This window comes from Mesorhizobium sp. M7A.F.Ca.US.006.04.2.1 (genome assembly GCF_004022915.1).
GTDB classification, from domain to species: domain Bacteria; phylum Pseudomonadota; class Alphaproteobacteria; order Rhizobiales; family Rhizobiaceae; genus Mesorhizobium; species Mesorhizobium ciceri.
In genome coordinates, this window is the sequence record NZ_RZQA01001236.1 from 1 (window position 1) to 1,330 (window position 1,330).

Annotated in this window: 2 protein-coding genes; one reads left to right on the forward strand and one right to left on the reverse strand. The window is 62.9% G+C overall.

Features of this window, described 5'->3' with window-relative positions; translation table 11 throughout:
• Positions 1 to 358 (forward strand): heme-dependent oxidative N-demethylase subunit alpha family protein (locus tag EN925_RS36160; RefSeq protein ID WP_128337388.1); only part of this gene is annotated, 358 nt, incomplete at its 5' end.
• A gap of 52 nt (positions 359 to 410) precedes the next feature.
• On the opposite strand, the gene EN925_RS36165 is transcribed toward EN925_RS36160, so the two are convergent.
• On the reverse strand, positions 411 to 1,127 hold the full coding sequence (locus tag EN925_RS36165) for an XRE family transcriptional regulator (protein ID WP_013532893.1): 717 nt from the start codon (positions 1,125 to 1,127) through the stop codon (positions 411 to 413).
• Between the last annotated feature and the right edge of the window lie 203 nt (positions 1,128 to 1,330).

Consider the following 1,330-nt stretch of genomic DNA (forward strand, 5'->3'; position numbering starts at 1 on the left):
GACCATCAATCCGCGCCTCGACACCAGCCCCGAAAACTATCACAAATGGGGTCCGGACCGGGCTACGGTGACGCCGGAAAATGTCGGCGACAAAGTGCATCTGCGCGTCGAGCTGCAGAGTTTTTGGCGCCTGCCGCGCTCGAACGGCATCGTCTTTCCGATCCGCTGCTATCTGATCAAGATGGATGAGCTGGTGACGCAACCAAAATGGGCCCGGCGCCTGCACCGCGTCATCCGCGACCTGCCCGACGAACTCGCCAACTACAAGGGCCTGACCCGGTATAGGTCAACGTTGGTCGAGTGGCTGTCGAAGCTCGACGACGGCAGCCCGACGAGCCCTGGGTTCGGACCGGATTGAGCGACGCCCGCGAAGCTGCCGATCTCCCCCTCGTGGGGAGATCGAGTCCCGCTCAACCCGCGCTCTGCGGATAGCAGATAATCGACAAATACCGCATCGGCAGTTTCGTCAGCTGTTCCGGCCCGTGCGGCGCGTCGGCGTCGAAGAACAGGCTGTCGCCGGGCTTCATCGGGTAGAGATTGCTGCCGTGCCGGTAAACGACCTCGCCCTCGAGCATATAGAGGAACTCCATGCCCTCATGCTGGAAGGTCGGAAACACGTCGGAATCCTCGGTCAGCGTGATCAAATAGGGCTCGACGACGACGCCGCTGGTATTGGAGCCGATATGGCCGAGCAGATTGTACTGGTGACCGGCGCGCGTGCCGCGGCGCTCGACATCGAGGCCTTGGCCGGCCTTGACGAAAACGGCGCTGCGCTCTTCCTCGAACCGGCGGAAGAAGGCGGTGACCGGGACGCCGAGCGCCCGCGACAGCGCCTGCAAGGTGGTCAGTGACGGCGAGGTGATGCCATTCTCGATCTTCGACAGCATGCCCAGCGAAATGTCGGTGGCGACCGCCAGATCGGCGACGGTGATGCCGAGCTTCTTGCGGAAGGCGCGCACCTCGCGGCCGATCGCCACCTCCAGCACCTTTTCGCGCGTGTCGCGAATGGCATGCGGGTTCTGCGTCAGCGGCGCGCGGATGGTTTTCCCGTCGGCCGAGACCTTTGGCTGCGGCTTGGCCTTTGCACCGGCTGGACCAGCCTTGGAATCGGAAACCTTCTTCGCCATGTCGCCCCCGGCACTCCTGCGGATTTATTTCACTCTAGGTGAACATGTCAGGTGCCGATACAGCAGCGCAACTGCGACGGCAAGTCGCCTGAAAGCGCATGCGCACGATCCGGCGTTTGGCCGCGTCCGGTTTTTTGCGGGAAATCCACATCGGCGGAACGTTGTTTCCGCACCGGGCTGTTGACAGCACGAAAGGGCCAATT

Excerpts from the sequence above, each read along its gene's own strand:
- EN925_RS36165 (WP_013532893.1), bottom strand. The coding sequence starts at position 1,127 with ATGGCGAAGAAGGTTTCCGATTCCAAGGCTGGTCCAGCCGGTGCAAAG.